This window comes from Neobacillus sp. YIM B06451 (genome assembly GCF_032667185.1).
GTDB lineage: Bacteria > Bacillota > Bacilli > Bacillales > Cytobacillaceae > Bacillus_D.
In genome coordinates this window covers 176,461-199,017 of sequence record NZ_JAVFKJ010000003.1, presented here as the reverse complement: position 1 = coordinate 199,017, position 22,557 = coordinate 176,461, and the positions used below count along the sequence as shown (strand labels likewise).

The following is a 22,557-nucleotide window of genomic DNA, read 5'->3' as shown; positions in this document are numbered from 1 at the left end:
TTTTCATTTGTCCTTGCAAAGGTGCAGTTCACCAGGATACCGCCCAAACGAATTATAGCAAAAAACCCCTTTCCTGCGCCACAGAAAAAACTAGGAAAGGGGAAAGTCGATATCTGCCGAATAAATCAAATGAACCTTGCCGGTGGAATCCTCCAGCTCAAGAACCCCATCATTGGTTATCCCAAGCGCTCGGCCTTCGAGGATGCCATTGTATGTCCTGGCCCTTATCCTCCCGCCGATTCCTTTGGCATAGCTTTCCCAAAGTAGCTTGATCGGATAAAAACCCTTTTCCAAATATAGAAGGTAAAGCTTCTCGAATTGGGCGCAAAATTCACGGATGACCATTGGCCTGGAAGTTTCATTTCCGGTCTCTTCCAGGATGGAGGTTGCAATTTCATTTAGGTCCTCCGGAAAATCGCCTCTCTTTTGGTTAACATTCATGCCTATCCCGATGATAACAGAGTGGATCCTGTCCAATTCGGCCTGAAGCTCGGTGAGGATTCCAGTTATTTTTTTACCATTTACCAGCAGGTCATTCGGCCATTTGATTTCAGGCGTTAGCCCTGAGGCTTCCTCAATTGCCCTGGCAACCGCCACGGCTGCCAAAAGTGTTAGCTGGGGAGCTTGTTGGGGCGGGATTTCGGGGCGGAGAAGGAGGCTCATCCAAATGCCGGTCCCTTTCGGGGAATGCCATTTTCGGTCCATTCTCCCTCGTCCTGCGGTCTGCTCGTCTGCCACGACAAGCGTCCCTTCTGGTGCTTTTTGCTGTGCAAGTGCAAGGGCCAGCTTTTGAGTTGAATCGACCGTTTCCCGGTAAAGAATCGATTGCCCGATAAACCGTGTTTTCAAGCCAAGCCTGATTTCATCTGCCGTCAAAGCCGATGGGGTTCCGGCAAGCCTGTATCCTTTCCTTTTCACGGATTCAACTACAAATCCATCATCCCGAAGTCCTTCGATATGCTTCCAGACAGCGGTACGGGAGCAGCCAATTAGATTTGCGAGGACTTGTCCGGAAAGAAAGCCTCCCTCTGCTTCAGCGAATGCATCCAAAAGCTTTTTCCTTATGTCTGATTGCACTTTGAGAGCCACTCCTTTATAATTAAGTGATTATTTTCGACAGCTCCAAGAAGTACAGCCCGTTCAATCGCCGCCATTTTTTCTTTCACCCAGGGACCGCCGTTTTTTCCTTCCCAACGGATAAGATCGCCTCCAGATACGGCAAGTTCCTTTTTGTCCTTTATTGGAAGCTTCTCATAGTTCGAAAGCCATTTTTCCATCGATTCATTACTTGCGTTGCCTCCAGCCGCCTCGACAAGCCTTTCGACAGAAGCGATTGCCTTTTTGCCCGCTTCGAACAGCGAAGATATGTCCCAATCAGCCTCCATCCTTTCTTTCATGTAGTGAAGCAGGCTGGTTAACAAGGCAATCTGCTTGTTGGACATTTTCCACGAACGTAAAAATGATTCTGAACCTTGCTTATGAAACCCGAGGCAGTAGAGGAGCAGTACCCACATTTCATCTGTATCGAGATTCTCTATATCGAGATTCAGACAGGTTTCCAAATCCGCTTCCCTTCCGCTTAATCCTGGCAAATACTCAACGATTCCTGATCTAATCAGGATTGACAGGCCCTCTTTCCTCCATTTGCCGCCGAGGAGTTTTTCAAATTCAGCTTTCTTCCGTTCCACCGCTATATGGCTAAGCAATGGAGCCAATTTTTTCATAGATGTGAACGTGGCCTCTTCAATTTTAAAGCCCAATTGGCTTGCGAAACGGGCGGCCCGCATCATCCTAAGGGCGTCCTCGCCAAACCGGTCGGCAGGGTCGCCGACCGTCCTAATTTCCCGCCTGACTATATCCTCTTTGCCGCCAAAAGGATCAATCAGCCCCCCGGCACTGTCCATTGCCATTGCATTTATCGTAAAATCACGCCGTTTTAAATCTTCATGAAGCGATGTTACAAACTCTACCTTATCGGGTCGCCTGTAATCAGTATAGCCCGTTTCTGTCCGATAAGTGGTTACCTCGTATGAACCTCCTTTAAAAAGGACAAGTATAGTTCCATGCTCAATTCCAATATCGACCGTTTTTAAGAATATTTCCTTGATTTGTTCAGGACGGGCTGAGGTTGCTATGTCAATATCGCCAATCGGCCTTGACATGATCCTGTCCCTTACCGATCCGCCGACAAAATAGGCATCCTCCCCTGCTCTATGAATTGCATCCAGAACTGGAAGCGCGTCTTTGAATGGCTTCTCCACTGCTCTCACCCTATTCCAGGAGTTTATAATAAAGCCTTTCGTACTGGCCTACGACCTTGTCCGCATTAAAGCGTTCTTTTACTATAATCGAAGCCCGGCGTGAAAAATCTCTATGTAGGCCATTATCGGAAAGAAGGGAAATTGCTTTGTCTGCTATGGCCTCTATATCTCCCAACGGGCAAATATACCCGTTCTCCCCGTCGGTGATTACCTCGGGAATGCCGCCAATATCTGTCCCGATACAAGGTACTCCGCATGCCATGGCCTCGAGTGCTGCGAGCCCGAAACTTTCCTTTTCGGAAAGGAGGAGCATCAGGTCGCTTATTGAATATAATTCTTCCACATTGTCCTGCTTCCCAAGGAAAAGGACTTTCTCCTTTAAGCCAAGGTCTGTAACAAGTTTCAACACTTTCCTTATTTCGGGGCCATCCCCGACAAGCAGCAGTTTGGCAGGCATTCTTGAAGCAATATGGGCAAATGCCTGGACGACATCGGGTACTCTTTTAACCCCCCGGAAGTTCGAAACATGGATGACGACCTTTTCCTCCTTGCGGATTCCGAGTTTGTGCTTCAATTCCGTTTCGCTGATCCTTAAATAGGTCCTCTCATCAATAAAATTGTAAACAGTCTCGATTTCCTTATTAGGATTTAAAAGTTCCATTGTCTGGGATACAAGTGAGTTGGAAACCGCTGTAACGATATCCGACTTTTCAATCCCAAATTTAATCGCATCGGAAAGCGAAGGGTCATTTCCAAGTACGGTAATATCCGTTCCGTGAAGAGTTGTAACAATTTTCAGGTCACGCCCACTCATTTCCCTTGCCAATATAGCACATACGGCATGAGGGATGGCATAATGGACATGCAGCAAATCCAGGCTTTCCTGGTTTGCCACCTCTGCCATCTTACTGGCAAGAGCTATGTCATAGGGGGGATACTGAAAAACCGAATATTGATTCACCTCAACTTGATGATAGTTGATGTTATGATACATCCGGGTCAGCCGGAAGGGCATGCTTGAGGTGATAAAATGGATCTCATGGCCCCTTTCAGCCAGAAGTTTTCCCAGTTCAGTTGCTATTACCCCGGAACCTCCGACAGAAGGATAACATGTAATTCCTATTTTTAATTTTTCCATCGCTAATTTGCTCCAATCAAATCCAGGTCAATCAGCGGGGCAGAACCCGCTTTAAACCCTTCTGCAAATCGGACACCTGCCTGTTTTCCAAAAAGGCTTTCCCTCGCTTCGATGGATTCGATATATCCATTGACAAGCGGAGTGTCGAAACTATCCGAACTTTTGACAAACTGGCTTTTATATGAATTCAGAGCCACCTTTTTCTTTTCCATAAAATCTGAAATATCAACAAGAAAATCAGGGGCATGAAATCCATTGATCATGTAATAATGAAGGTAAGCAGCCTTGTGAGGCGGCAAACACTCTTCATCTTCAAATTTCCTGATTCCCGCCGAAAAACACGCCTCTCTGACAAGGCGCGCGCAATTCCCGTGATCCGGGTGCCTATCTTCCATATATGGTGCAAAAACTACTTTTGGCCTGTATTCCCTTATTACGGTAACAATTTTCTTTATGTATTCCTGGTTAATGAACAGACCCCTGTCGGGCAGGTCAAGTGCCAACCGCTCTGCGCCAAGGAAGGCTGCTGCTTCTTCAGCTTCCTTTTTCCGCGTTTCTGTATTTCCGTTTGAAGATAATTCTGCCCGCGTCAAATCACAGATGACTATTTTTTTCCCTCGGGCAGAAAATTTCGCAATCGTACCGCCCATCCCGATTTCAACATCGTCGGCATGGGCGCCAAATGTGAGAATGTCAACCCCATTAGATACTCCCATCATTTTTGCTCCCCTTCGCAATTGCTCTCCATTCCAAATGGCCATCCTCAATTCCTTTGATTAGGACTTCGGCAGTACCCATATTTGTAGCCAGTGGAATGGAATACACATCGCAAAGACGCAACAGGGCGCTGACATCGGGTTCATGGGGTTGGGCAGTAAGCGGATCCCTGAAAAAGAAAATCGAATCCAGTTGGTTTTTTGCGACCATTGCGCCGATTTCCTGGTCGCCGCCAAGGGGACCGGATTGAAATCTTGTCACTTCAAGTCCTGTAGCTTCGGTTATCCGCTTCCCAGTTGTACCCGTAGCAAACAAGGAATGTTTCGCAAATATCTCCTTGTACGCTACAGCAAACTGGACCAGGTCATCCTTTTTTTTATCATGGGCGATTAATGCTATATTCACTGTCTCTTCACCTATTCCATAATATTTTCAAGTCCATATACGAATGAGTCGATTTTCATGACCGTTTCCACCGCTGTTTTTACTCCAGACATAAACGAAGCCCTTGTATAGGAATCGTGGCGGATTTTAAGTGTCTGGCCATCAGACCCAAATAGCACTTCCTGATGGGCAATCAGTCCCGGAAGGCGGACGGAATGGATTTTCATTCCCTCGATATCCGCTCCCCTCGCTCCTGGCAACGTTTCTTTTTCATCGGGATGGCCCTGTTTCCTTGCCTCCCTTTCTTCCGAAATCAGTTGGGCTGTTTTAATTGCAGTTCCTGAAGGAGCATCTAGTTTTTTGTCATGGTGCATTTCAATAATTTCGACATTTTCAAAGTATTTTGCGGCCATTTTGGCAAATTTCATCATCAAGATGGCCCCTATCGCAAAGTTTGGGGCGATAATACACCCAATTCCCTTTTCAGCGGAAAGTTCTTTAAGCTCCTCAAGATCTTCCGTGCTAAAACCGGTTGTCCCGATTACTGGCCTAACGTTATGTACCAATGCGGTCCTAGCATGGTGCATTCCCGCTTCTGGCACAGTCAGGTCAACAAGGACGTCAGCCTTAACCGATTGAAGGCATTCTTCAATATCTGAATATACCGGTACTTCTGGAAGAGGAAAATGTCCGATTTCCCCAAGTTTTCTGCCATCGTTCTTTCGGTCAAGAACCGCCACAAGTTCAAACCCGTTCGTTTCGGCGGCTAGCTTTACAGCTTCCGACCCCATCCTGCCACGCGGGCCGGCTATTACCATCCTGATATTTTCCATCCCCTACACTCCATCCGTAAGCTCTTTTTTTGTCCAGCGGTCTTTATCCCTTGTCCTGAACTTCTCCATAACGATGTCATGGGCTTCCTGAAGGTCAATATTCAATGAATTGGCCAGGCAGATTAGGACAAACAGCAAATCGCCGATTTCTTCTTCAACTGTTTTTTCTTTTTCCGTTTTTTTCTTGGGTTTTTCACCATAATAATGATTAATTTCACGGGCCAGCTCGCCAAGTTCTTCGGTAAGCCGCGCCATCATGGCCAGCGGGCTGAAATAGCCTTCCTTAAACTGGCCAATATGCTCATCCACTTCTCTTTGCAGTTGCATGACGGTCTTTTCGGCCATATAAACCACTCCAATATGTAAGTCAATTATGTTTAGGGAAATTTCCCAAAGGCTATAGCTTTCATGTTAGCTAAATTATTTTCCGTTTACAATATTATTGCACAAGAAGGATTTTACCCGCAATTGCCCGAAACCTTTTTATCCGCTATAATTAAATCCGCTTTGTATTGGGCAAAATATGGCAAGGGAGGAAACACCATGATATTTGGCCTTAAACTGAAAAATATCTTTTTGATTTTGCTTGGCACGGCCATTATGTCGTTTGGAATCGTTAATTTCAATATTGAAAACAAGCTCGCGGAAGGCGGAGTAACCGGGATAACCCTCCTTCTTTACTTCTTGTTTAAATTCAATCCCGCCTATACGAACCTCCTGATAAACATCCCCCTCTTTTTTCTGGGTTGGAAGCTGCTCGGCCGTAAAGCCTTCTTTTATACAGTCATTGGGACTGTCGGGGTTTCGGTGTTTCTATGGATATTCCAAAAGGTCCCCCTTAATATGTCCCTAAAAGACGACCTACTGCTCGCTGCCTTATTTGCTGGCGTTTGCTTAGGAGTCGGCCTCGGGATTATCTTCAGATTTGGCGGTACTTCTGGAGGAGTTGATATTATTGCTCGGGTCGCCCAAAAGTATTGGGGCATCAGCATGGGCCGGACAATGTTCATGTTTGACGCGCTCGTCATACTTGCTTCACTTCTGACTTACTTGAATTATAGGGAAGCGATGTATACACTGGTGGCGGTTTTCGTCGGTGCAAGGGTTATCGATGTGATGGCTGAAGGAGCCTATTCGGCAAGGGGAGCGATGATTATTTCCGAGAAAAATACGGAAATAGCTGAAAAAATCATGAGCGACCTTGACCGCGGCGTTACAGTATTGAGAGGCTATGGATATTTCACAAAAAACGAGAGGGAAATCCTTTACTGCGTCGTCCCCAAAAACGAAATTATCAGGCTTAAGAATGTTGTGACGTCTGTAGATCCTCACGCCTTCGTTTCTGTTACAGCTGTCCACGACGTCCTTGGCGAGGGCTTTACACTCGATGCGAACAAAAACCCTTTTGAAATTTAAGAGATAAGAAAAAGAGCGGAGCCAATTGGCCCGCTCTTTTAAAAGATAAGAATATTGAAAATTTGTCTAGCGCTTCCGCTTTTCTTATTCTTCTCGATTCATTCCGGTATAGATGAGGATCAACCTAGCAAGTTCGAGCACTGCAACCGCGGCGGCCGCCACATACGTCAATGCCGCTGCGTCAAGCACTTTCTTCGTATTCCGTTCCTCTTCATTTCGAATAATTCCTAGTGCAATAACCTGGTCCATCGCCCTTGAAGATGCGTTGAATTCAACAGGAAGAGTAATGACCTGGAACAAAACAGCTGCCGCCATGAAGGCGATTCCTAAAAGGAGCATACCTTGCAGGTGAGCCAGAATTCCAATTAAAATCAAAATCCATGAGAAATTGCTTCCCAGGTTGGCGACTGGAACAAGCGCGTGCCTGAAACGGAGGAAAGCATAATCCTGCTGGTCCTGGATAGCGTGGCCAACTTCATGTGCAGCTACTGCGGTAGCAGCGAGCGAATGGCCATGATAAATATCCGGGGATAACCGGATCGCCTTTGCCCTTGGATCATAATGGTCGCTGAGAAATCCCCTGCCTTCTTCAATCCTCACATCGTAAATGCCATTTGCCTGAAGGATTTCCCTGGCTACTTCCGCACCCGTTTTCCTTGATGAAGATGCTACTTGCGAGTATTTTTTAAACGCTCCCTTTACCCTCATTTGAGCCCAAAGAGGGATTAGGATAATCAATGCGAAATAAAGGATAAACATTCATTTGCCTCCCAAAATATCTTGTTGTATAAAATTTTATTTGGGGAAGGAGCCAATGTCAATCTTTTAGCTTAATCGAGCGTTTTCGAGCAGCTTCCCTATCGGCTTTGTATTTTCTCCAGCCAACATACGACAAAGTCAGGATAATGATGCCTCCCGTCGAAATAATGACCCACCAAATCGAAGGGTCCGCTTCATCCTCCTCAATCCCGGCAAATATGTTCTGAAGGCTTGCCTCCAGTTCATCAAGCTCCGCCCTTTCCGACTCGCTCGCGGGTTTGGAAGGACTAAATGCCGAGAGGAAATCAACTTTGGCATCAAGCTTTTTCATAGAATTCGCCTGAATATCGATTTTCATGCTTGGATAAATCAAATCATATAAGGATAAAAAGGAATTTACGTTTGCATGGAAGGCCATTGGTTCCCCATCAAACGCGGCTTTTTTTGCCCCCGAAAAAGCCCCCATGACCTGGTCTTCGAGCTCGGTCCAGAGCGGGTCCCGGGAAGTAGCAAGAGCATCCATGACCAGCCTGAAACGGGTCACTTTATTCACCTTTTCGCTGTATTCCAGTGTAGGGCTGGCTACTGCATCCAACGCTTCGTCGCGCGACATGGAGACAATCCTTGCCTCGTCAGCTGAAAAAGGGATAAGTCCGGGACTCATACTTTGAAGTTGTTCAGAAAAATAATTCAACAGTTTCTTGGCATCCTCGTACCGCTGGTTCTTAACCATTTGAAAGGCATCATCGGATAGTGTATCAAGCTGTTCTATTCCCGCAGGCTGGCTGTCAGCCAAAACCTGGACCGGAAATAATACTATTAACAAGACAAATAGGAAGTATTTAAGCTTCATTTATAGCCACCCCTCTCATACTAATAGAATGTATGAAAAAAAGGACAAGTCTAGAACTTGTCCAGGATGGTAGCATAGAAATACAATATGGATTACAACCTATTTAGCATCCCTAAAGATCATATTGTCTGCTTCCAGGCCTTACGCAAAAATACCAAGTAATAAAAATCGATGCTATGGACAGCCAAAATGTAAAATAGCCGATCTCTTGCATATACAAATTGAGAACTTCGTATCTCGGCATCATGAAAAACACATAATCGATGACATCATTATGCAGTGTCCAAACAGCGGCGGCGGCTAAATGCCACCACTTTATACGGTAGAAGGGAGCATAAAGAAGCCCCTGGACCGCCATCGCAAAATGGGAGCCAACGAGCATCCACCCGAGCCAGCCCAAGTCCCCGGTTACAGCCAAAACGAGCAAATTCATGACGACAGCCCATATCCCGTATTTTATTAAAGTAACAATTGCGAGAGCTTCAACCAATGGCCAGTTTTTCCCCCATAAAAAAGCAATTAGAACAAATACGAAAAACAGGCTTGCCGTCGGGCTATCCGGCACAAAAGCGAGAAAGATGGATGGGGTTTGTTCAAGTTGCCCGTCATACCAGTAGTATCCATAGGCAGTACCCAAAATATTGACAATGAGCAGAAGCCATAAGAACGGCCGGTATGCAAGAAAAGGATATAACTGCTTTATCACAAAATTTCCGCCTTTTCAGTTTATGTTTAAAAATCGTATCATAAAACAATGATAGAAAAAAGCTGGCGAAATTCCTTCACCAGCTTTTCACTCTACTCGCTTTTTAGCGTAGAAATGTATTCAGACAGCTTTTCAAGCTCTTCATCGGTCCCTTTAAAGATCCCTGCAGGCATATCGCCAAAACCTTTTACGGCGACTTCCGCAACGTGGTCAGCTGGGAACTCCTCGTCGATCAGCTTTGGTCCCATAGCGGTTCCTTGGAGCTCTCCGCCATGGCAGCTAATACAGCCTTGGGCTTCATAGATTTTATATCCCTCAGCATCTTTGTCAATCCCCTGAATAATTTCACCCTGCCTTTTGGCTGCGTCCCAGTCATGGGTGGCTACAGACTGATAGGTCAGGAAAAAAATACTGGCTATTCCCAAAAGCATGAATGCCGTGGCGGCAGGGCGTTTTGATGGCCTGCGTTCAGGCCCGCGGTCGATAAATGGCGCAAGCAAAAGGGCGCCAAAAGCTAGGCCAGGAATGACCATTGCGCCTATGACTGTATATGGTCCGGCAGCATAGGAGTATTTAAGCAGTTGGTACAAAAACAGGAAATACCAGTCAGGCAACGGGAGATAGCTCGCGTCTGTTGGATCGGCTATCCTTTCAAGCGGCGGTTCATGTGCCACTGTCAAACATAAAAAACCAACCAGGAAAACGGCTCCGACAAGCCATTCCTTCAAAAGGAAGTTCGGCCAAAAGGCTTCCGTTTTTCCGGGGTATTCAGAGTAGTCTTTAGGAATCATAGGTGTTCGCTCGGATGGCGCCAAGACACGTGAATCGCCAACGAACTTCATACCTTTACCGCGATGCATCGAACAATCCCCTCCTCTTTCGTAGCATAGAGCAGAACCAGACAGTCCAGTTCCTATTTAAGAATTTTTCTCCACTCTTAAGGGACAGCAAGCCCTAGGGGGCAACTGTCCCTTAAGGTCCGATTATTTCAACTTATAGCGGTCCCGAGATGCCCTGCTTGCGGATCATCAGGAAGTGCGCTCCCATTAGTCCAAGCAATGCGCCAGGCAGGAAGAATACATGGATTGCGAAGAACCTCGAGATTGTCTGTGCCCCTACGATTTCTTGATGGCCAGCCATCAGCGCTTTTAGCTGTGGCCCGATAAGCGGGGTAGCTTCAACAATTTGAAGCGTTACTTTAGTCGCGAAAAGTGCTTTCATATCCCAAGGAAGCAGATAGCCTGTAAGGCCAAGGCCCAGCATGACAAAGAAAATAAGCACGCCGACAATCCAGTTCAATTCACGCGGTTTTTTGTATGCGCCCTGGAAAAATACGCGCAACGTATGTAGGAACATCATGACTATGACAAGGCTCGCACCCCAGTGGTGCATGCCGCGAACGATCTGCCCGAAGGCAACCTCGTTTTGCAAGTAATAGACTGACTGCCAGGCATTCTTAATATCTGGCACATAATACATGGTCAGGAACATTCCGGACAGGATTTGAATAACTGTAACAAAGAACGTCAATCCCCCAAAACAGTAAACAAACGCGGAAAAATGATGGGCTGGATTAACGTGCTCGGGGACTTCATGGTCTGCGATATCGCGCCACAGGGGCGTAATATCCAAACGTTCATCCACCCAATCGTAAATTCTGTTTAACATTGATTACGCCTCCTTTCTACGCTTTTCTCGGCTTTGCCTTTCCTAAATAAAGATAGCCGTCTACTTCCTTGTAAGGGTATACATCTAACGGCGCCATTGGCGGAGTGTTTGGAACGTTTATACCGCTCTTGTAATAACGGCCATCATGGCATGGACAAAAGAATTCATTTGGATGCTCTTCACTATTATTCCAGCCAACAGTACAACCTAGGTGCTTACATACAGGTGAAAGAGCGACGATTTTTCCATCATCATCCTTATACACCCATGCAGTGTTCGTAACATCAGATTCATACCAGGCATCTTTTTGTTTAAAAGTGAAATCAACCCGTACAGGTTCGCTTGTAATGTCCGCCATTTTTTGGGATGTCGGAATGAAATCGCCCTCTTCGTCAGCCCTTAAGACAGGATCAATAGCAAAACGGACCATCGGCATCAGCATTCCGGCGGCCATAAAACCACCCACTCCCGTCAATGTATAACTAAGGAACTGCCTTCTTGAAACTCGATGCTTACTCATGGTTCTCCCCCCTCTGTTCACAAGTTAAGTCCATAGGACAATTAACATATATTAACTAGGACATTATCATGATATATCAATCTTATTGCAAGGTCAATATTATACTATTTTGTGAACTTTTATTAGTTGGCATCCCGATAGAGGACTTATTCCGCACGCCATCTTGCGGTAAACAACTGCATAAGCTGCTTCACCTGGTCGTTTATCAGGAGTACCTTTTGATTATCTTCCATTGTTGCCAGCGGAAGGGCCGGCAGCCAGATAAGAGAACCTTTAAACTTTCCTTCCACCTCCCGCCATGACTGGTCTGATGTAAGGAGAAACACATGGCGCAATCCTGCTTCGGCAAGCCGTTCTTCCCAGCGTCCCAGGCGTTCGGCAAGAACTCCTGGATCTTCATCCTTCAAGTATGTAAAGGGAGGCAGCAGCAAAAGCCTGCCGGTAAACTGCCTTTCCAGCTGCGCAGCGAGAAGGCCTATATACTCCGCCATTGATGCCGACTGTGATATCCCATCTCCTAAATCAAGGCCAATTAGAGGGATAATGGCTGTGTCGACATACTCTTTTGCTTCGGAATAGGATTTTATATCCTCTGTAGACCATTTCATTCTTCTTCTCCTCACTCTTATCAACTTTGCTTCACTTATCATACCATGAAAATCAAGGTGCTATGGCAAATTTTGCACATATTTTTCTACTATAAAGAAAAAACCTGCTTAGAGCAGGCTTCCGTTTGGCTGGTCTTTTTTCAGTTTATTCAACTGCTCGGTAAAGGCAAGGAAAGCTTCCTTGTCCTGTTTATCTAGAGCCTCGTCGATCAGCAACAGAAGTTTTTCCTGGTTAAAGCGTTGAATGCTATGCAGGAGGAATTTCTCCGCATCGGCCCGGTCCTTCTCATTGACCTGCAAATGCCTAGGGACATACGGATTATCCTCAAGAACCGCGGCATACTGATGGACTTTATTCGACGCATTGAAATTCAGCTGGATATAAATTTCTTCGTCCCTGTTCAGCCGGATATCGTGGAAAGATTTTTCCGCATCGGTGGTCATAATATTTTCCTTATAAAACCGGAATGGCACTTTGTCTGTGCAATGGGCGGACATAATCAAGCCCCTCGGGCAATATTGGGCCTGTTCGACGAAATGCACCTTCTCCATCAACTGGTCATGGCTCATTAGATAATTCAGGATCCACACGCATTCTCTTCTCTTTAACTGGTAATGGTTCAAAAACCATCTGATAAAGTCCTTTTTCTCGTTGACAGATACAGGGGTTGCCATGATCGTTTCCCTCCTCTGCGAGTTTAAACTTTACTAATTCTGGGACAGGCGTTCAACAAGGTCGGCATATTCTGCATTTACAGGATTCCGCCTTAATAGCTCTTTAAAAATTTCGGCAGCCAGTGCGGTTTTTCCTTCTTCAATTAAAAAATATCCGTAATCATTCATAAAATTTTCATTATTTTTGAAATAAGGATACGCGGCTTCATAGTTTTCCCGTGCCTTTCCGTATTCCTCAAGATGCTCGAATGCCACAGCGGCATCCCAATGAAATTGCGGTTCAGCATGTTCCTCCATATCAACAGCCTGGATCAGGTCAATAACATCCTCATACCTTTCCTGGTGTATAAACAGCTTGTTGAGTATAAGGGCTGCTTCAGTAAAGCCGGGATCAAGGGCTAGTGCTTCTCTTAAAAGTTGTTCTGCCTCCTCCTGCCTCCCAAGCTTCAAAGCAAGCTTTCCACCAAAATAGTGGAGATCCTTATTGAAATCATCCTTCCTAATTCCATCGGTGACAGCCTGCAATGCATTGTCCAGCATCTCTTCCCTTTCATAGGCATGGGCAAGATGTAGATAAAGGGAATGATACTCCGGATCAAGATGCTTCAATTCCTCGAATCTCTCGATAGCTGTCCTGTTGTATCCGGCCTGGAGCGCTGTGAAGGCGCAGCCGAACAATGTATTGATTTCTACCCTGTTTTCTAGTGCTTTTTCATAGTGCGGCATCGCGTCCTCAAAAGCCCCGGAAGCACTTAAGCATTCCGCAAGCCTTTGATGGATACTGACACCTGCGAACTCGTCTTCCGACTTTAAAACTTTCTCATAAAATTCAATTGCTTTTTTCATTCCCCCCATGGAACTATATAATTCTGCGAGCGCGAAGTCCACCACCGTTTCATCTGGCAATGCCTCCTTTGCGCTCCTAAGCTTTCTCTCGCTCACTTCATACAATCCCTGAAGCTGATATAAGTCGGCAAGGAGGATAAGTGCTTCCCCGTAGGAAGGGTCATCCGCTTCAATTTCCTCAAGCAACAGAATTGCCTTTTCTTCCTCCCCAATATCTACATAAGCCTCTGCGAGAAGGACGATAATCTCCCCCTCCCCCGGGTAATACAAAAGGAGGTTTTCAAAGAGGGCAATGGCCTCCTGTAGGAACCCGTATTGCATAAGCCTTTCAGCCAGAAGGAATTTTTCCTCGGGTACCCCGCTTTTTAATACTTCATTATATTCCTCGATAGCTTCCTTATGTTGGCCATTTTCAAGCAAATCAATAATTTTATTCGTTTTTTCCATCTTTTCTCGCTCCGAACCCTTTTATTTTACGGCGAAAAAGGAATGGGTTTTAACCTTAATATATTCCCCACTTCCTTCTGAAAAATCAGTTGTGTCCCCAATCCGGATTATTTTGCCTCTCTGGACTGTCATCGCAAGCTTATCACCATGATAGAGGAATAATGACTTTTCATCCGCATCGTCCATTTCATGATTCCAATATAAATTATAGCTTAACTCGGCATTGTGCATCAGGCTGGATCTCCAAGGAAATATGCCCATCTGGTTCAAGGCTTGGGAACCAATTGGTACACATTCCTCAAGTTCATCATGCAGTGAAGGAATCCTTTCCGTGACCATGACCTTCTTCCACTTTGCAAAAAGTATTTTCTTCTGCCCTACCTCCTGAAGCGGTATTATCGGAATAAGTGGGCAATTATAGGGAAAAAGCGCCTCCCTTATCCAGCTCCACGGAATTTGTTCAAGATGGCCGGCAGAGGAAAATTCAACAAAAACAGCAGGGAGTTTCCTCCTTTTGCACTCCCTCAATACAGATGGGCACAATAAGCCGATTGGAATTTTGATTCCTATCGCATAATCGGCCGGAATTCCCGCCAGGTTTTCCGAAACAACTGCAAGCTTTTCGCCAATCTGCCTTTCATAGTCTACCTTCGCATAGGTTAGTATTGTCGTACATCCATTTTTTAAATATCTTTCTTCGATATTTGCTTTTGCTCCCCCAGTTGGAATGTCTGATAAACCCCCATCAAGGACTGTATATGCCGGAGTCATCAAAAACGCTTCAACATTCATTTTCATGTACGAATATGCTGGCAAATCCCCACGGACAGAGGACACTTTTTTCCCGTCCGTTAGAATGGATTGGCGCAGGCGGCCAGCTTCCCTTAAAATAGTGGCATTTTCAATAATGTAAGGCATCCCATCACCCTTTAGCAAGTCTTAAGACAAGCTATGCGAAATGGGAAAAAATATGCTGGTGCAAATAGCTAAAAAAACTGTGATTTAATATTAAAAATAGGCGCCAATAAAGATACTGGCGCCACTTTCAAAAAGTCTCAGGACACAAGAACTAATATCCCATCAAGTGTGGGGGATTCATTTTTTCAAACTGTCCAGATGAATGAAGAAGTCAGGGTAGGAGACGGCTATGGCTTCGGTATCGTGAAGTTCAATCCCGCTTTTGCATACAAGTCCAGCAACGGCGAGCATCATACCGATCCGATGGTCGCCATGGCTTGTTACGGTTCCGTCCCCTAGCTTCGTTCCACCGGTAATGATCATCCCGTCTGGAGTGGTCTCGATTTCCGCTCCAAGCTTTCTCAGTTCGCCGGCGACGGTTTCAATCCGGTCGGTCTCTTTCACCCGCAGCTCGGACGCATCCCGGATGATTGTTTCTCCTTCTGCCTGTGTGGCAAGAAGAGCAATGATTGGCAATTCATCGATAAGCCTTGGAATCAGGTCACCGCCAATCGTTGTACCTTTTAGGCGGGAGTGCTTTATAAGGATATCTCCTGATGGTTCAAACGTATCGCCTGATGTTCGGATAATGGAAAAGTCGGCTCCCATCTTTTCAAGGACATCAAGAATCCCTGTACGAGTCCAATTCAAACCAACATTTTTCAGAATGATTTCACTTCCCGGAACAAGTGACCCGGCAGCCAGGAAAAAGGCAGCCGATGAGATGTCGCCAGGAACTTCAACATCCGTACCGTATAGTTTTTGCCCGCCTTCAATCGTGACTGTCTTGCCGGATGTTTTAATTTTTCCTCCGAACAGGCGGATCATCTTCTCTGTATGGTCCCTTGTCGGTGCGATTTCGGTAATGGACGTCTCCCCTTCCGCCTGTAGTCCCGCAAGGAGGATGGCCGATTTTACTTGAGCGCTCGCAACAGGAAGCGAATACGAAATTCCTTTCAGACTGCCCCCTGTGATTGTAATCGGGATAAACTTGCCGTTTTCCCTGCCATCGATTGTCGCGCCCATTTCCTTTAGAGGGGCCGCAACCCGGTTCATTGGCCTCTTGGCAATCGATTCATCCCCAGTAAGCCTGGAAACAAATGGAGTGCCAGAAAGCAGTCCCATCATTAGCCTAATAGTCGTACCAGAATTGCCTACATCCAGTAGGCCATTGTATTCACGAAGACCTTCAAGCCCTTTTCCGGAGATTTTCACATCGGTGCCGGCTGTTTCAATGGTTACCCCAAGTTTTTGGAAACAGGAAACTGTACTTAGGCAATCATCGCCCGGGAGGAAATTCCTCACGGTAGTCGTTCCATGTGCAATCGCACCGAACATGACAGCCCTATGGGAAATGGACTTATCACCAGGAACCCTGAGTTCGCCGGATAGGCCTGAACTCACAGGCATTATGTTCACTTGATTCAATTCACACACCTCCAGGATTATCTTTAAAGTTCATACGAGGTAGGAAAAGATGCGCATGCTTGAATGCACTCCTCCGCCCTCTCCCTATCCTTTTCAGTCTGAAAGCTAATGACAAGGACACCGTTTATATCTTCTCTCGTTTCGATAATCCTGATATTCGTAATGCTGATCTTTTCTTCCGCCAGATAGCCAGTTATTTCGGAGATTACCCCTGGATAATCCGGAATGTCGACATACAAATCATAAAAGGCCGGAATCGCTCCCTTTTCTTTGACAGGTAGCCCGTCCCGGAATTTTTTCGCTTCCGAAAAATAGGCGGCCAGCGCCTCTTCATTTGATTCAAGGAGAAGGCCGCTTACCCGATCCATTTCCTTTCGCCATAAATCTAGTAATTCGAGAAGCACTTCTTTATTGTGGAGCAGGATATCACGCCACATTTCCGGGCTGCTTGATGCAATCCTTGTAATATCCCTGAATCCGCCAGCAGCAAGCCTTGGGAGCAATTCATTCTTCCTGGTAAGGCTTTTTGTCTGATGGACTATCGAAGCCGCTATGATATGCGGAAAGTGGCTTATGACACCCGCCAGGTAATCATGGTCATCAGGGGAAAGCTCCAGGAACCTGGCTTTGGTTCCTTTCAGCCATTCCATTACCGTAGCGGCACTTTCCCTCTCACGTGAATCTTCCGGAGTCAATATGTAAAAAGCATTTTCGAAAAGGATTTCTTTGGCTGCCGTAATTCCGCTTTTATGCGACCCTGCCATTGGATGCCCGCCGACAAACGTAAAACCTTTTTGTTTTAAAGACGCCGCTAGACGGGTTATTTCCTTTTTTGTACTTCCGGTATCCGAAATTATGACCGATTCCTTTAGCGGGCACGATTCCAGCTCCTTTATAATTTTCGCCGTTTCCCTGACAGGAGCCGAAATAATGATTAAATCCGCGTCCTCTGCCCCCTCGCTAATGGTTCCGGAAATGACATCGATTGCGCCAAGCATTTTTGCAAGTTCTGCTTGCCGGTCCCTAACGTCAAACCCGAATACTTTGGCATTCGGGTGCGCTTTCTTAATGCAAAGTGCCAATGAACCCCCAATGAGCCCTAATCCGATGATCAAAACATTGCCTTTCAATTTTCGCACTCCCTTACACTATCGCCCTGGATTCTTTTTCAAGGAATGCTTCAACTTCCTTTAACAACGCGTCTACCTGGCTTTGTGAGCCTACTGTTATCCTCACGCTTTCCGGGAAGCCAAGCAAGGCTCCGGAGCGTACGATGAAGCCGCGTTCAAGTAAAGATTGGAAAACACGGTTTGCATCCATGCGGAAATTAATCAGGATAAAATTTCCCTGGGACGGGTAGTATGGAAGGCCATGCTTTTCACAAAACTTGTAGAACATTTCAAGGCCATTCCGATTAATCTCTTTGCACCGCCCAACAAAATCCTGGTCTGAGAGCGCCGCCTTTGCCGCCTCCTGTCCAAGGGTGTTGGTATTGAACGGCTCCCTTGCAGGCTCGAGAACCTTGATAATCGACGGATTTGCAATGCCATATCCAACCCTCAGGCTTGCAAGTCCGTAAATTTTTGAAAAAGTTCGCAAGGCTATAACATTCGGAAACTTTTCAGTTAGCGAGATTGAATCATGGAAATCCGTTGCTGTGACATATTCATAATACGCCTCATCAATGACTACCAATATGTCTTCAGGTACCTGTTGCAGGAACGAATCCAGGTCTTCATTCGGAATATAGGTACCAGTAGGGTTATTTGGGCTGCAAATCCATATTACATTTGTATGTTCATCGACTGCGTCCAGCATCTTTGGCAAATCATGCTGTCCATCAACAAGAGGAACCTCCCTTACTTTAGCGCCTTCTAGCACCGCATTATGCCGGTATTGGGGAAAGGTTGGCGATGCCATGACCGTATTTGCTCCCGGATATAACAAGGCTCTAGAAATAATACGAATCAGCTCATCCGATCCATTCCCGAAAATGAGCCTGTCGGGGGAAATCCCGAGCATAGCAGAAAGTGCTTCCCTCAAATCTCCCGCATGCCCGTCCGGATAAAGGGCAAGGCTTTCACTGAAGCTTTGAATACGCTCCACTGCTTTGGCCGAACAGCCAAACGGATTTTCATTTGAAGCCAATTTGACGATTGTTTCTAAACCGTATTGTTTTTTTACAGAATCAATGGATTTGCCTGGCTGATATGGAGTCAGGTTTAATAATTGCTTCTTCCAGCGCATTTCAAACACCTCGTTGTTGTTTTTACCTCGCTGCTTTAACGCTTTAAAGTTAGTGCGAGTTTTTCTTTCCATTCTAACACAGGCAAATCGGGAAGTCAGTGTTTTTTTATTTTTTTGAACTGAAGAAATTATCCAACAATGATTCAATCCGTGAATCGCTTAATTCTTTCAAGGATGGGTTGCCTAATTCCTTGAGAAGAACAAACTTTACTGAACCGCCAACGGCCTTTTTATCCTGCTTCATCCTTTTAATCAAACCTTCCCGAGTAAGCCCAGGTGGAAGGGAGGCCAGATAGCCTAGCTTTTCAATCCAGGCACGGAATCCCTCCACGTCAAAGGCGAGCCCTGCCTCTGACCTGCTTGCTTCCAGTGCGAATAGCATGCCAATCATGACCGCTTCCCCGTGGGTAATGTTCCCATAACCCAATTCCGCTTCAATCGCGTGGCCCAATGTATGCCCAAAGTTGAGATAGGCACGGATGCCGTTTTCCTTAACATCCTTGTTAACGATCGAAGCTTTTACATGGATCCCGTTCGCCAACATCGTTTCATATTGATGGGTAGTGATGCTTCCAAGGTCTTGAATGGTGGTTTTTAGCCATTCGTAAAGTGCTGAATCCCCAATCAGTCCATGCTTTACAACTTCGGCAAATCCTGAACGGACTTCATTAGGAGGAAGGCTTTTTAAAAAAGACAAATCATAGAACACGGCATCAGGCTGATGAAAAGCGCCAATCATGTTTTTACCCAGCTTATGGTTGATCCCTGTTTTTCCTCCCACTGAACTGTCATGCGCCAGAACAGTCGTCGGAATTTGGATGAACCGGATGCCTCTCATAAAAGTCGCGGCGACAAAACCTGCCAAGTCCCCGATTGCTCCACCACCAAGGGCGATAATAATCGATTTCCTGTCCAGCCCTTCTTCCAGGGCACATGTCATAGCCTCGTAATACGTCTCGATTGTTTTTGCCTGTTCCCCGCTGGGTGCAGTAAACACCGAGGGATGATAGGCTTTTAATTGGTCCAAAACATTTGGCAGATGGATTCTTGCAACGTTTTCGTCTGTAATGATAAGCAATTTCGTGAAACTTCCCGCCTGCTTTTCCAGATAGTTCCCCAACATCAAAACTGCCATTTCACCAATGAAAACCGGATACTTATTTAATCCTGCACTGATTTCCAGTGTCTTCATCAAAATGACCTCGCACGATCCCGGTGGTTCTGGATTTCCTCAAGAAAGACATCAAGCCGGTCCGAATTAAATTGTTCAACGAGGGCACGAGCGATTTCCCAAGCAACAACGCTTTCGGCCACCACCGCGGCTGCAGGGACGGCACAGCTGTCGGAACGCTCAATGCTTGCGGAAAACGGTTCTTTTGTTTCAATATCCACACTTTGGAGCGGTTTGTACAAAGTCGGAATTGGTTTCATGACACCCCTGACAATAATCGGCATTCCATTGGTCATCCCGCCTTCAAAGCCTCCAAGGCGATTCGTTCTCCTGGTATAGCCGGTTTCTTCATCCCATATAATTTCATCATGTACTTGTGAGCCTGGTATTTCGGCAGCTTTAAAGCCAATCCCGAATTCTACCCCTTTAAAAGCGTTAATGCTTACAATCGCGCCGGCTATCCGTGAATCCAGCTTCCTGTCATAATGGACATAGCTCCCGACTCCGATTGGCATCCCGGTTGCTGTCACTTCAACTATTCCGCCAATTGAATCGCCATTTTCTTTCGCATTGTCAATCGCTTCCATCATCTTCTGCTCCGCGCCCGGATCAAGGCAGCGAACTGGAGAAGCTTCGCTTTTTTCTTTCATTTCAGCCATGGACAGTTCCGGAACCCTCGCTTTTACGCCGCCGATTTCGGTTACATACGAGACAATTTCTATGCCAGCCTGTTGTAGCAGTACACTCGCAACCGCGCCAGCCGCTACGCGTGCGGCTGTTTCCCTGGCAGATGAACGTTCAAGGACGTTTCTCATATCACGGTGGCCGTATTTTATTGCTCCATTCAAATCGGCATGGCCGGGGCGCGGCCGTGATATTCTTCTTTTTACTTCCGCCTCCGCCTCTTCATCAATTGCTTCAGGCCCCATTATATGGGTCCAGTGCTTCCAGTCATCATTTTTTATCACAAGAGCGATGGGAGAACCCAAAGTCATTCCATGGCGGACTCCCCCCACAATTTCCACTACATCTTTTTCAATTTGCATCCGACGGCCTCTGCCATACCCTTTTTGTCTGCGGGCTAGATTCTCATTAATTTGTTCAGCTTGTATCGGCAATCCTGCTGGTACGCCTTCGATGATTACAGTCAACTGGGGGCCGTGTGATTCCCCTGCGGTAAGATATCTCATGTTTTGATTTCCCCTTCTAGAATTTGATTAAAGCTATGTTACAAGTCATTGATCATTTTGTCACGAGGTAGTTTTTCTCCCATGCTCTGATTCCGACTTTTAATTAGCCATTCAACTGGAATCTAATTCCAAGAAAACGTATACAAAAAGGGCACTCGTCTTGACAAGTGCCCTTTGGGATTAATATACCCAGTCATTCATTAATTTTGTGTATTCAACAAGCTCTTCCTGTTTGAAGAAGATGCCGATTTCACGTTCTGCGCTTGCAGGAGAGTCCGAGCCATGGATGATGTTCTTGCCAACGGTTAGGGCGAAATCTCCCCGGATCGTTCCAGGAGCCGCATCCTTTGGATTTGTGGCACCCATCATTTGGCGGGCTGTCGCAATAACGTTTTCACCTTGCCATACCATGGCGAAAACCGGGCCGGAAGTAATAAAGTCAACCAATTCGCCGAAAAACGGGCGTTCTTTATGCTCCCCATAATGTTCCTCAGCCAATTCGCGGGGAATGTTCATTAATTTAGCCCCAACGAGCTGGAAGCCCTTCTTTTCAAAACGGGCGACGATTTCGCCAACAACAGCTCTCTGTACTCCGTCCGGTTTAACCATTAAAAACGTTTTTTCCATTGTTTCCACTCCTAAAAAATATGTATCGAAATTTCCTATATAGGCATTCCACGAAAATGTTAACATTGTTTAGTAAATTACGCAAGAATGTAGAGGCGGCGAGCTTCATTTTTCGTACGAATCAAAATTTTCTTTTCCCAATAAAATTGGTGATGTCCTTCAAGGTTTTTTTCGCCCGGTTCTGGGGCAGCTCGTCAAGGATAGCTAGCGCCTTTTCCAAATAGCGGTCACTTAATTCAAATGACTTTTCAATCGCACCCGATTTTTTAATCACTACGATTGCTTCATCGAGGCTTTCCCTGCTTGTATGTTCGTTAATTTTTACAATCTTTTCCTTTACAATCGGATCGGCCATTGCATAAAGGACAGGCGCGGTAATATTCCCTTGAAGGAGGTCGCTTCCCGCAGGCTTTCCAAGTTCTTTTTCCGTTGAGGTAAAGTCAAGTATATCATCGATTATTTGATAGGACATCCCCACATAGTAGCCGAACAAGTATAGCTTTCTGCTGATTTCCTCGCTCGCATCGGCGGCTATCGCCCCTAGCTGGCAGCTAACAGCAATAAGGAGGGCCGTCTTTCGTTTGATTCTCCTGAAATAATCCCTCATTGTTTGGTCGAACCTGTATTTATCCCTGATTTGCTGGATCTCGCCCACACAAACCTCGACAATCGTATTTGCGAGGATTTTATGGGCCTTTGGTTTATCGATTGAAGTCATTAATTCGAGGGAAAGGGCCAAAATATAATCACCGGTATACATCGCGATCCGATTGCCCCACTTGGATTTAATCGTTGGCTTTCCTCTCCGTAGTTCAGCGTCATCGATTACATCATCATGGACCAGTGATGCCATGTGTATCAATTCGAGTGAAACCGCGACGTTCTTTATGGCCTGGATATCATAGTTTCCGAATTTTGCAGCAAGCAAAACAAAAACAGGACGGATCCGTTTTCCGCCCGCCTGGAGGGTATGCAAAGAAGCCTTCCGCAACAGCAAGGATTCCGCCTGAATTGTTTCTTCTAGTGTATTCTCGATTAAGGTAAGATCGGAATTTAAAAATGAAGTCATCATTTTTAATTTCATAAAGGCATTCACCCTGCTTTTT

At 45.9% G+C, this 22,557-nt stretch carries 25 protein-coding genes; 1 reads left to right on the top strand and 24 read right to left on the bottom strand.

Translation table 11 applies throughout. The features are described from left to right. Positions 1-90: 90 nt before the first annotated feature. From RB160_RS08495 to RB160_RS08465, 7 genes are read right to left on the bottom strand one after another with little or no spacing between them, the layout of a single operon-like run. Positions 91-1,089: a biotin--[acetyl-CoA-carboxylase] ligase gene (locus tag RB160_RS08495; protein ID WP_316569808.1), complete on the bottom strand. Its 999-nt coding sequence runs from the start codon at positions 1,087-1,089 to the stop codon at positions 91-93. Further along, a complete protein-coding gene (locus tag RB160_RS08490; protein ID WP_316569807.1) occupies positions 1,062-2,261 on the bottom strand; it encodes a CCA tRNA nucleotidyltransferase in 1,200 nt (399 codons plus the stop codon). Before RB160_RS08490 ends, RB160_RS08495 begins: the two co-directional genes overlap by 28 nt. A 10-nt stretch (positions 2,262-2,271) precedes the next feature. Continuing rightward, entirely contained in the window at positions 2,272-3,399 is a 1,128-nt protein-coding gene (bshA, locus tag RB160_RS08485; protein ID WP_316569806.1) for an N-acetyl-alpha-D-glucosaminyl L-malate synthase BshA, read from the bottom strand. A gap of 2 nt (positions 3,400-3,401) precedes the next feature. After that, the gene (gene bshB1, locus RB160_RS08480) at positions 3,402-4,115 is read right to left on the bottom strand and encodes a bacillithiol biosynthesis deacetylase BshB1 (RefSeq protein WP_316570046.1); all 714 of its coding nucleotides are present in this window, start codon (positions 4,113-4,115) and stop codon (positions 3,402-3,404) included. Further along, entirely contained in the window at positions 4,102-4,521 is a 420-nt protein-coding gene (gene mgsA, locus RB160_RS08475; RefSeq protein ID WP_316569805.1) for a methylglyoxal synthase, read from the bottom strand. The genes bshB1 and mgsA overlap by 14 nt, the downstream gene beginning before the upstream one ends. A gap of 11 nt (positions 4,522-4,532) precedes the next feature. Beyond that, entirely contained in the window at positions 4,533-5,333 is an 801-nt protein-coding gene (gene dapB, locus RB160_RS08470) for a 4-hydroxy-tetrahydrodipicolinate reductase (RefSeq protein ID WP_316569804.1), read from the bottom strand. Between the two features lie 3 nt (positions 5,334-5,336). Beyond that, entirely contained in the window at positions 5,337-5,678 is a 342-nt protein-coding gene (locus tag RB160_RS08465; protein ID WP_316569803.1) for a nucleotide pyrophosphohydrolase, read from the bottom strand. A gap of 198 nt (positions 5,679-5,876) precedes the next feature. On the opposite strand from RB160_RS08465, the gene RB160_RS08460 reads away from it, so the two are divergent. Continuing rightward, positions 5,877-6,749: a YitT family protein gene (locus tag RB160_RS08460; protein ID WP_316569802.1), complete on the top strand. Its 873-nt coding sequence runs from the start codon at positions 5,877-5,879 to the stop codon at positions 6,747-6,749. A gap of 84 nt (positions 6,750-6,833) precedes the next feature. On the opposite strand, the gene RB160_RS08455 is transcribed toward RB160_RS08460, so the two are convergent. The 17 genes from RB160_RS08455 to hepT form a co-directional block, all read right to left on the bottom strand. Then, positions 6,834-7,508 (bottom strand): zinc metallopeptidase, encoded by a 675-nt coding sequence (locus RB160_RS08455; RefSeq protein ID WP_316569801.1) that lies wholly within the window; start codon positions 7,506-7,508, stop codon positions 6,834-6,836. 58 nt (positions 7,509-7,566) lie between these two features. After that, entirely contained in the window at positions 7,567-8,361 is a 795-nt protein-coding gene (ypjB, locus tag RB160_RS08450) for a sporulation protein YpjB (RefSeq protein WP_316569800.1), read from the bottom strand. 112 nt (positions 8,362-8,473) lie between these two features. After that, a complete protein-coding gene (gene lhaT / locus RB160_RS08445; RefSeq protein ID WP_316570045.1) occupies positions 8,474-9,064 on the bottom strand; it encodes a lipoprotein heptaprenylglyceryl N-acetyltransferase LhaT in 591 nt (196 codons plus the stop codon). A gap of 95 nt (positions 9,065-9,159) precedes the next feature. Next, positions 9,160-9,927 carry a menaquinol-cytochrome c reductase cytochrome b/c subunit gene (locus RB160_RS08440; RefSeq protein WP_316569799.1) on the bottom strand — a complete coding sequence of 256 codons (768 nt, stop codon included), beginning with the start codon at positions 9,925-9,927 and terminating at the stop codon, positions 9,160-9,162. A gap of 133 nt (positions 9,928-10,060) precedes the next feature. Next, positions 10,061-10,735: a menaquinol-cytochrome c reductase cytochrome b subunit gene (qcrB, locus tag RB160_RS08435; protein ID WP_316569798.1), complete on the bottom strand. Its 675-nt coding sequence runs from the start codon at positions 10,733-10,735 to the stop codon at positions 10,061-10,063. Between the two features lie 16 nt (positions 10,736-10,751). Next, the gene (locus RB160_RS08430) at positions 10,752-11,255 is read right to left on the bottom strand and encodes a Rieske (2Fe-2S) protein (protein ID WP_316569797.1); all 504 of its coding nucleotides are present in this window, start codon (positions 11,253-11,255) and stop codon (positions 10,752-10,754) included. Between the two features lie 146 nt (positions 11,256-11,401). After that, positions 11,402-11,863, bottom strand: a complete 462-nt coding sequence (locus RB160_RS08425) for a YpiF family protein (RefSeq protein ID WP_316569796.1) — start codon at positions 11,861-11,863, stop codon at positions 11,402-11,404. A gap of 108 nt (positions 11,864-11,971) precedes the next feature. After that, entirely contained in the window at positions 11,972-12,538 is a 567-nt protein-coding gene (locus tag RB160_RS08420; protein ID WP_053366951.1) for a ReoY family proteolytic degradation factor, read from the bottom strand. Positions 12,539-12,571: 33 nt separating this feature from the next. Next, on the bottom strand, positions 12,572-13,831 hold the full coding sequence (locus tag RB160_RS08415; protein ID WP_316569795.1) for a tetratricopeptide repeat protein: 1,260 nt from the start codon (positions 13,829-13,831) through the stop codon (positions 12,572-12,574). Between the two features lie 21 nt (positions 13,832-13,852). Further along, the gene (locus tag RB160_RS08410) at positions 13,853-14,749 is read right to left on the bottom strand and encodes a hypothetical protein (protein WP_316569794.1); all 897 of its coding nucleotides are present in this window, start codon (positions 14,747-14,749) and stop codon (positions 13,853-13,855) included. 177 nt (positions 14,750-14,926) lie between these two features. Next, positions 14,927-16,198: a 3-phosphoshikimate 1-carboxyvinyltransferase gene (aroA, locus tag RB160_RS08405; protein WP_316570044.1), complete on the bottom strand. Its 1,272-nt coding sequence runs from the start codon at positions 16,196-16,198 to the stop codon at positions 14,927-14,929. A gap of 41 nt (positions 16,199-16,239) precedes the next feature. Next, complete coding sequence (locus RB160_RS08400) at positions 16,240-17,346, bottom strand: prephenate dehydrogenase (protein WP_316569793.1); 1,107 nt, start codon at positions 17,344-17,346, stop codon at positions 16,240-16,242. Between the two features lie 13 nt (positions 17,347-17,359). Further along, complete coding sequence (gene hisC, locus RB160_RS08395) at positions 17,360-18,463, bottom strand: histidinol-phosphate transaminase (protein ID WP_316569792.1); 1,104 nt, start codon at positions 18,461-18,463, stop codon at positions 17,360-17,362. Between the two features lie 106 nt (positions 18,464-18,569). Further along, positions 18,570-19,655, bottom strand: a complete 1,086-nt coding sequence (aroB, locus tag RB160_RS08390; RefSeq protein ID WP_316569791.1) for a 3-dehydroquinate synthase — start codon at positions 19,653-19,655, stop codon at positions 18,570-18,572. After that, positions 19,655-20,824: a chorismate synthase gene (aroC, locus tag RB160_RS08385; protein WP_316569790.1), complete on the bottom strand. Its 1,170-nt coding sequence runs from the start codon at positions 20,822-20,824 to the stop codon at positions 19,655-19,657. The genes aroB and aroC overlap by 1 nt, the downstream gene beginning before the upstream one ends. 180 nt (positions 20,825-21,004) lie before the next feature. After that, positions 21,005-21,451: a nucleoside-diphosphate kinase gene (ndk, locus tag RB160_RS08380; RefSeq protein ID WP_316569789.1), complete on the bottom strand. Its 447-nt coding sequence runs from the start codon at positions 21,449-21,451 to the stop codon at positions 21,005-21,007. Positions 21,452-21,572: 121 nt separating this feature from the next. Beyond that, positions 21,573-22,535, bottom strand: a complete 963-nt coding sequence (gene hepT / locus RB160_RS08375) for a heptaprenyl diphosphate synthase component II (protein ID WP_316569788.1) — start codon at positions 22,533-22,535, stop codon at positions 21,573-21,575. Positions 22,536-22,557: the final 22 nt, after the last annotated feature.

What these genes read in the sequence shown, in the direction of transcription:
- bshA (WP_316569806.1), bottom strand. Translation starts at nt 3,399, where the DNA reads ATGGAAAAATTAAAAATAGGAATTACATGTTATCCTTCTGTCGGAGGT.
- bshB1 (WP_316570046.1), bottom strand. Translation starts at nt 4,115, where the DNA reads ATGGGAGTATCTAATGGGGTTGACATTCTCACATTTGGCGCCCATGCC.
- dapB (WP_316569804.1), bottom strand. Translation starts at nt 5,333, where the DNA reads ATGGAAAATATCAGGATGGTAATAGCCGGCCCGCGTGGCAGGATGGGG.
- RB160_RS08465 (WP_316569803.1), bottom strand. Translation starts at nt 5,678, where the DNA reads ATGGCCGAAAAGACCGTCATGCAACTGCAAAGAGAAGTGGATGAGCAT.
- RB160_RS08460 (WP_316569802.1), top strand. Translation starts at nt 5,877, where the DNA reads ATGATATTTGGCCTTAAACTGAAAAATATCTTTTTGATTTTGCTTGGC.
- RB160_RS08455 (WP_316569801.1), bottom strand. Translation starts at nt 7,508, where the DNA reads ATGTTTATCCTTTATTTCGCATTGATTATCCTAATCCCTCTTTGGGCT.
- ypjB (WP_316569800.1), bottom strand. Translation starts at nt 8,361, where the DNA reads ATGAAGCTTAAATACTTCCTATTTGTCTTGTTAATAGTATTATTTCCG.
- RB160_RS08440 (WP_316569799.1), bottom strand. Translation starts at nt 9,927, where the DNA reads ATGCATCGCGGTAAAGGTATGAAGTTCGTTGGCGATTCACGTGTCTTG.
- qcrB (WP_316569798.1), bottom strand. Translation starts at nt 10,735, where the DNA reads ATGTTAAACAGAATTTACGATTGGGTGGATGAACGTTTGGATATTACG.
- RB160_RS08430 (WP_316569797.1), bottom strand. Translation starts at nt 11,255, where the DNA reads ATGAGTAAGCATCGAGTTTCAAGAAGGCAGTTCCTTAGTTATACATTG.
- RB160_RS08425 (WP_316569796.1), bottom strand. Translation starts at nt 11,863, where the DNA reads ATGAAATGGTCTACAGAGGATATAAAATCCTATTCCGAAGCAAAAGAG.
- RB160_RS08420 (WP_053366951.1), bottom strand. Translation starts at nt 12,538, where the DNA reads ATGGCAACCCCTGTATCTGTCAACGAGAAAAAGGACTTTATCAGATGG.
- RB160_RS08415 (WP_316569795.1), bottom strand. Translation starts at nt 13,831, where the DNA reads ATGGAAAAAACGAATAAAATTATTGATTTGCTTGAAAATGGCCAACAT.
- RB160_RS08410 (WP_316569794.1), bottom strand. Translation starts at nt 14,749, where the DNA reads ATGCCTTACATTATTGAAAATGCCACTATTTTAAGGGAAGCTGGCCGC.
- aroA (WP_316570044.1), bottom strand. Translation starts at nt 16,198, where the DNA reads ATGCCTGTGAGTTCAGGCCTATCCGGCGAACTCAGGGTTCCTGGTGAT.
- hisC (WP_316569792.1), bottom strand. Translation starts at nt 18,463, where the DNA reads ATGCGCTGGAAGAAGCAATTATTAAACCTGACTCCATATCAGCCAGGC.
- aroB (WP_316569791.1), bottom strand. Translation starts at nt 19,655, where the DNA reads ATGAAGACACTGGAAATCAGTGCAGGATTAAATAAGTATCCGGTTTTC.
- aroC (WP_316569790.1), bottom strand. Translation starts at nt 20,824, where the DNA reads ATGAGATATCTTACCGCAGGGGAATCACACGGCCCCCAGTTGACTGTA.
- ndk (WP_316569789.1), bottom strand. Translation starts at nt 21,451, where the DNA reads ATGGAAAAAACGTTTTTAATGGTTAAACCGGACGGAGTACAGAGAGCT.
- hepT (WP_316569788.1), bottom strand. Translation starts at nt 22,535, where the DNA reads ATGAAATTAAAAATGATGACTTCATTTTTAAATTCCGATCTTACCTTA.